Origin of the sequence: Flavobacterium ardleyense (assembly GCF_042686085.1) — a bacterium.
In the GTDB taxonomy this organism is placed as follows: Bacteria; Bacteroidota; Bacteroidia; order Flavobacteriales; family Flavobacteriaceae; genus Flavobacterium; species Flavobacterium ardleyense.
On sequence record NZ_JBHUOL010000006.1, the window covers coordinates 476,312 to 483,620 of the forward strand.

At 31.6% G+C, this 7,309-nt stretch carries 5 protein-coding genes; 3 read left to right on the forward strand and 2 right to left on the reverse strand.

The window, feature by feature from the left end:
* Nucleotides 1-318: 318 nt before the first annotated feature.
* Nucleotides 319-1,935, forward strand: coding sequence for a M1 family metallopeptidase (locus ACFSX9_RS03860; RefSeq protein ID WP_379804639.1), 1,617 nt, complete (start codon nucleotides 319-321; stop codon nucleotides 1,933-1,935).
* On the opposite strand, the gene ACFSX9_RS03865 is transcribed toward ACFSX9_RS03860, so the two are convergent.
* Both ACFSX9_RS03865 and ACFSX9_RS03870 read right to left on the reverse strand, forming a co-directional pair.
* Entirely contained in the window at nucleotides 1,922-2,974 is a 1,053-nt protein-coding gene (locus tag ACFSX9_RS03865; RefSeq protein ID WP_379804641.1) for an AMP-binding protein, read from the reverse strand. The genes ACFSX9_RS03860 and ACFSX9_RS03865 overlap by 14 nt on opposite strands.
* 40 nt (nucleotides 2,975-3,014) lie before the next feature.
* Complete coding sequence (locus ACFSX9_RS03870) at nucleotides 3,015-3,971, reverse strand: CPBP family intramembrane glutamic endopeptidase (RefSeq protein WP_379804643.1); 957 nt, start codon at nucleotides 3,969-3,971, stop codon at nucleotides 3,015-3,017.
* 44 nt (nucleotides 3,972-4,015) lie between these two features.
* On the opposite strand from ACFSX9_RS03870, the gene arsC reads away from it, so the two are divergent.
* Both arsC and ACFSX9_RS03880 read left to right on the forward strand, forming a co-directional pair.
* Nucleotides 4,016-4,366, forward strand: coding sequence for an arsenate reductase (glutaredoxin) (arsC, locus tag ACFSX9_RS03875; RefSeq protein WP_379804645.1), 351 nt, complete (start codon nucleotides 4,016-4,018; stop codon nucleotides 4,364-4,366).
* A 66-nt stretch (nucleotides 4,367-4,432) separates the two neighbouring features.
* Complete coding sequence (locus tag ACFSX9_RS03880; RefSeq protein ID WP_379804647.1) at nucleotides 4,433-6,940, forward strand: TonB-dependent receptor domain-containing protein; 2,508 nt, start codon at nucleotides 4,433-4,435, stop codon at nucleotides 6,938-6,940.
* Nucleotides 6,941-7,309 lie beyond the last annotated feature (369 nt).

Here is a 7,309-nt window from a genome sequence, read left to right on the forward strand (position 1 = left end):
AAAGGAAAAAAAAGCCTTTTTATTAAATTTATATACACTATATTGTTATGTATTTTAGTACTGACTTATGAACTTTTAGAACAGCAATTTATAATGTGCATATTAAGATGAGTAAAATGAGCTCCCTGCTTTAATTAAAAATTAAAACAGTATTAAAAATTTATTTGAGATGCTATTCTTATTGTTAAGGTATACTTTCAATAGTAAATTTTATTACTACACTATCTATCATATTCCAATAACTCTCAAAGAAACATCATTTTTAATTTCAAAACTTTTATATTTACCCTCACAATAGAACTTCAAACTTATATAATAATGCAAAAGGCACTTTTATTTTTCACACTTATAATAGGTATACAAACTGTTTTTAGTCAAGAAACTACACGTAGAGATACTTTAATTGGTGGCTTACACTTTGAACGCACTTCTTTCGATGTCTTGCGTTATAATATTGACATTAAAGTAATGCCTGAAGCGAAAAGAATTCAAGGTAATAATGAAATTATTTTCAAAGTAGTAGAAAATACTAAAAAGATCCAAATCGATTTGTTTGAGAATATGGTTCTTGATTCAATCATTTGGAAAGGACAAAAACTTACTTATAAACGAGAATATGATGCGATATTTGTAAAATTTCCATCGGAATTAACAAAAGAAAGCACGGAATCAATCAAAGTATATTATCAAGGAAATCCTATCGTGGCTAAAAATGCTCCTTGGGATGGAGGTTTTGTATTTTCGAAAGATAAAAATAAATTACCTTTCATTGGTGTTGCTGTTCAGGGAACTGGAGCAAGCTTATGGTGTCCTGTAAAAGATTCACAAAGTGATGAGCCAGATAACGGAGTTTCAATAAAAGTAGCAGTTCCAGATGGTCTGATGAATGTTTCAAACGGTCGCTTTATAGGTTCTGAGAAGTTAAAAGATGGTTATACGCGTTGGGACTGGGAAGTAAAAAATCCTATAAATGCTTATAACATCACCATAAATGTTGGTGATTATGTTCACATGCACGACACACATAATGGCTTAGATTTAGACTATTATGTATTGCGCGAAAACAAAGAAAAAGCCATCAAGCATTTTGCAGACGATGTAAAACCAATGTTAGACTGTTTTCAATTGAAATTTGGAAAGTATCCTTTTTGGGAAGATGGTTATAAATTAGTAGAATCGCCTTATTTAGGAATGGAACATCAAAGTGCCGTCGCTTATGGTAATAAATACAAAAAAGGATATTTAGGATCAGATACTTCAGGCACAGGCATAGGAATGAAATTTGATTTTATTACTATTCACGAAAGTGGTCACGAATGGTTTGGTAACAGCATTACAAGTAAAGACATTGCTGATATGTGGATTCATGAAGGGTTCACGACTTATACAGAAACTGTTTTTGTGGAATGTACGCAAGGTTATGATGAAGCAATCAAATATATAAATGGTCAGTCAAAAAGAGTAACGAACAGCACGCCTATTATTGGACAATTTGGAGTAAATCGTCAAGGTTCTAGCGATATGTACTATAAAGGAGCATTGATGTTGAATACCTTGCGTCATATTGTAAATGATGATTCAAAATGGTGGTCAGTTCTGCTAAAATATTCAGAGACTTATAAAAAGCAAATTATTGATACGCCAACTGTTATCGCCTTTTTTAATAAGGAAATAGGAATTGACTTAACACCTGTCTTTAACCAGTATTTAAAACATACGGCACTGCCAGTTTTAGAAATTAAACCCTACAAGAAAAGATTTCAATACAGATGGATTACAGATGAAACAAACTTTGAAATGCCTGTTGATATACTGATTGGAGATGAATTAGTTAGATTAAATCCGACTAATAATTGGGCAAAATCTAAAAAGAAAATATCTAAAATGGAAAATTTAAAAGTGCTAACCGATCATTTTTATATTAAAGTGAAATAAGTTGCTTTTCTACCATTTCGAAACGTCTTATTTTATTATTCTTTTCAATAAAATTCGGTAAAAAGTAAATTTCTTTTGGACGCTCAAATTTTTCTAAAGTATCAAGGAAAGTAGCTTCCAAAGGAAATTTTTCTGCTTCAATAAATAGCACGATTTTTTCACCTAAAACACCATCAGGCATTCCGGCTATAAAAAAGCGATGGTCTATTTTTGTGACTAATTTAGCTTCTATTTGTTCTGGAAGATATTTGATACCGCCGCTATTAATGACATTATCATAACGTCCTAACCATTGAAATTCACTTTCATTGTAAATTTCAACCAAATCATTAGTTACAATTGTTTCATTAGTTACTTTTGGTGCTTTAATTATTAAACAACCTCTTTCGTCTTTTGAGATAGTAATATGAGGTAATATTTTGAAATGCGTTGATCCTATTTTTTTTGCAGCAATATGTGTTATGGTTTCAGTCATGCCATACGTTTCATAAATGGCCGCTGTGCAATCTGATAATTTTTCGGCTAGAGCCGAATCCAATTTTGCTCCACCAATAATAATTTTCTTAAATTGATTTAATTCACGAAGACTCGCAAGCGCTTGCATTGGTAATATAGCACCGAAATCATATTTCTTTGAAGGTGAAATTTCAATATGTGAAGCAGGTGCAACAATATCTAATTCCAATCCTATTACTATGGCACGAACTAGCATCATTTTTCCGGCGATGTATTTCGTAGGTAAACAATGAAGAGCAGTATCACCCGGACGCAAATCAAAAAAATCTGCTGTAGCTATAGCCGAATTGACCATTGCTTGCTTTTGTAAAGTGATTAATTTTGGAGTTCCTGTAGTCCCAGAAGTCATTAAATCGATGGTTTCTTTTTCGTCAATCCAATCCAGTATAAAGTGTCCCATATCTTTTTCATAGTCCTCCCCTTCTTTAATTCCGTTATAGCCCATTTGAAATACACCTTCCCTATTCAAATAAGCACCATTTATTTTAAAGCGATTGTGAATGTTTGTATAATTAGGTGTCATTTAAGTGGAGTTTATTATTGAAATTAAGTTTTTATTGCAATTACATTTGATCTTGAAACTGTTCTTGATCTTCTAAATAAGGTAAGTCTTGATGATTCCCAATTAATTTATCTTTCCAATTCGACCAATTGTAGACTTTAGCAAACACAAAAATCAACGTAGGAAAAATAATAAAAACAGGTAAAAACACTTCCAAACCTAAAGCTGGTTCTGACATATCTTTAAAGATTGAATGCGTTTGAAAAACCGTAAAATCTGAAGTTAACAATAAAGCCGCAGCCATATTATTTGCAGCATGAAAACCTAAAGCTAATTCCGTTCCTTCATCCATTAAAGTAATTATTCCCAGAAACAATCCCGTTCCTATATAATAAACAAGTAATAAATAACCCATTTTTTGGATTTCAGGATTAAAAATATGCATTGTTCCAAAAATCACAGATGTCATTATCAATGGGAACCATTTGTTTCTTGCTAGATTAAAGAAACCTTGCATTAAATATCCTCTAAAAACTAGCTCTTCAGTACTTGTCTGAATAGGCATTAATAGCAAAGTAATTAACGCTAAAATTAGAAATGGAATTAGATTAAATTGAAGTTTTATTTCGCTATCATCAATAAAGTATGAAATAATAATCATACCAGCCGAAAAAACAAACCAGATTCCAAAAGCAAAAAATACTCTTTTCCAATCAATTTTTTTTCTCGAAGTAATAATAGAAAGAAATGTTTGATGGTGCAGTCCTTTAACTATAAAATATAAACCAGCAAGGGCGCAAACAAATGACAGTAAAATTAACAATAGGAATAAATTCGAATCAAACATTTTGTAAATATCAGTCTCCGTTGACGGTACATTTCCACCCATTACACTTTTAATTCCAATAGCTATTAATAACGGTACTTGGCCAATTGCCGAAGCAATAAAAACTAATAAAGAACCAATTAAATATTTGCCAAATGAATTAGCTCTCGTAAATCCCTGCGTTATAAACATATATTAAAGTATTACTTTTGTAAATTAATCAACAAATTTACGAAATGATAACCATTTACCATAATCCAAGATGCACCAAATCAAGAGAAGGTTTGTGCGAATTAGAAAATTTAAATAAATCAATTACAGTTAGAAAATACTTGGACGAACCTTTCACAAAAGAAGAACTTCAAGGTGTCTTAAAAAAGCTAGGGATAAAACCTCTTGAATTAGTTCGAACAAAAGAGGCAATTTGGACAGAAAATTATAAAGGAAAAGAAATGTCTGACGATGCTATTGTTGATGCAATGCTTGCTCATCCCCGATTAATTGAACGTCCTATTGTTGTTTTTGGAGAGAAAGCTATTGTTGCAAGACCGACTGAAAAGATTAACGAATTGCTGTCTGACTTTTAACAAAGATTTAGGAATTTAAGGTTAAACCAAAGGCTATTTTTGCAGTCAAAGAACAAAACCCTATCTATGAACACAAGAAATCTTTTAATATTACTATCCTTATTTATAAGTACTGTATTATTTGCCCAAAGACCAGATGCTAAAAAAATTACAATTTCTGGTAAAGTGATTGAAAAAGGAAGTAATCAACCTTTAGAATATGCGACTGTCGTATTTGAAAATATCAAAACCAAACAACTTTCAGGAGGAATCACCGATGAAAATGGAGGTTTTAAATTTGACATAACTGCAGGAACTTACATTGCAAGATCTGAATTTATTTCTTTCAAAAATGTAGCTATTGCGCAAAGAGAATATACAAACGATACAAATTTAGGTGTAATTTCAATGGAAGCAGATGCAGCGATGCTTGATGATGTTGTTGTTATTGCTGAAAGATCTACTGTAGAAATAAAGTTAGATAAACGCGTTTACAATGTGGGGAAAGACATGATTGTAAAAGGTGGAACTATTAGCGATGTACTAGATAACGTACCATCTGTTACAGTTGATGCCGAAGGAAACGTAGCGTTACGTGGAAACGAGAATGTAAAAATACTTATTGATGGAAAACCATCGGGTTTAGCAGGAATCAACATTGCAGATGCTTTGAAATTATTACCAGCTGAATCAGTTGAAAAAGTTGAAGTTATTACTAATCCATCGGCTCGTTATGATGCAGAAGGTGGTGGTGGAATCATCAATATTGTACTAAGAAAAGGAAAAGCAAACGGAGTTAATGGTTCATTAATGGTAAACGCTGGAGATCCTGAAACCTATGGAGCTAGTGTAAACTTGAACAAAAAGAGTGACGATTACAATCTATTTTCTAATTTTGGGTATAACGATAGAACTAATCCAGGAAATACAATAATCGATGCTGAATATTTTAACAATGATGGAACTACTAGTAGTTTTGTTAACGAAAGAAGAAAAAATAACAGAAATAGTAAAGGTTACAATGCTAATTTCGGAATTGACTTAAGCTTATCGAACTCACTTACTTGGACAAATGCTTTAACATTTAGAGAAAGTGACGGTAAGAATTTAGACGAAGTTTTCGCTTATAACTTTAACGAAATAAAAAATCCTACATTCGTCAAAAATCGTGTGAACGATCAAAAAAGTGATGATTTCAGTATTGAATATTCTTCGAATTTTACAAAGAAATTTAAAAAAGATGATCACAAATTAACGGTTGATGTTGCGATTTCGCAAAATAGAGATAATCAATTTGCTACTATATACGATCAAATCTTAGGAAATTCAGCATCGTTAAATACCCAAGGAACTACAAATCAAAGCAAACAGCAACGTAACTTGTTTCAAGCGGATTACGTTTTACCACTTGGAGAAAAGGGAAGATTTGAAACGGGTTATAGAGGTAATTTTTCAAACAACTTAACAGATTTTCAAGTAAGTCCAACATCTGATTATTCTAGCAAATTAGAATATGTAGAAGGCGTGAATGCTTTATATGCACAATATGGTTCTAAAATTGACAAATTTTCTTATTTTCTAGGTGTACGTTTCGAAGACAGTAAAATTGAAGTAAATTCAATTACAAAAAACGAATACAATACAAAAAAATACAATAACTTTTTTCCTTCTGCTACCTTAAATTATGAGTTTTCAGAAACGAGTTCTACTAGTTTAAGTTATAGTAAAAGAATTAACCGTCCAAGAGGATTTTTCTTAAATCCAGTTTCATCTTTATCAAGTGATATTAATATTTTCCAAGGTAATCCAGACTTAGATCCTTCATTGACAAATGCATTTGATCTAGGTTATCTAAAAAGATGGAATAAACTTACTTTTAATACTTCGGCATACATAAACATTACCGATGATTCTTTTCAGTTTATTAGAAAAGAATCTGGGAGATTTGTAGGTGCAGTTGATGCAATTCCTGCTGATCCAAATATCCCAGGTGATACTGGTACACCGGCAGAGCAAGGTATACCCGTTATTTTAAGTACTCCAATTAACTTATCGAAAGAATTGAGAGCTGGATTCGAATTTAACTTAAACTACACACCTTACAAATGGTGGAGATTAAACGGAAACTTCAACTTATATAGAAATGAAACACAAGGGAATTACGCCTATGAGAATTATTTAGGTGATATCATTACTCAAAATTTTGACAATGTAGCCTTAAGCTGGTTCGCAAGAGTTAGTTCTAAAGTTACCTTACCTTATAAAATTGACTGGCAAACTAATGGATCTTACAGCGCTCCACAAACTACTGCTCAAGGTAAAATTTTAGGATCAGCTTCTATGAACTTAGCGTTTAGCAAAGACATATTAAAAGACAAAGGAACAATTGCATTAAATGTAAGCGACGTGTTCAATTCTAGAAAAAGAATAATGGATACGACGATTGAAAATGTATTTAGCTCACACAGTGAAATGCAATGGAGATCACGTCAAATTATGATGTCATTCACTTATCGTTTCAACAAAAAGAAAACAGACAGAGAAAGACCACAAAGAAGAGATGATGGTGGCGGTGAAGGTGACTTCATGGGTTAATCCAATCAGAATATAAAACAAGAAAGTCCTGATAATTCAGGACTTTTTTGTTTTATAGAGGATTTCTATTTATTTTCGTAAAGACAATTATAAATTAATCCAAATGAAAAAAATTCGCTTAATACTTTTAATTAATAATCTGTTATTAGTTGCTTTAAGTCTTAGTAATTTATTGGACTACTACACATTTTCGAATAGTAAAATTTATGGACTGTTAACGGGCGTTTTTTCATTAATTAATGTAATTTACATTATAAAATTTACGAATAAAAATTTAGAACGTTCTTAAGCAATTGAAAATTGTCCCGTCCTAAATAATCGATACAGATTATTAGACAAAAATATTAAATTAAACAGTTGCAAAATCGA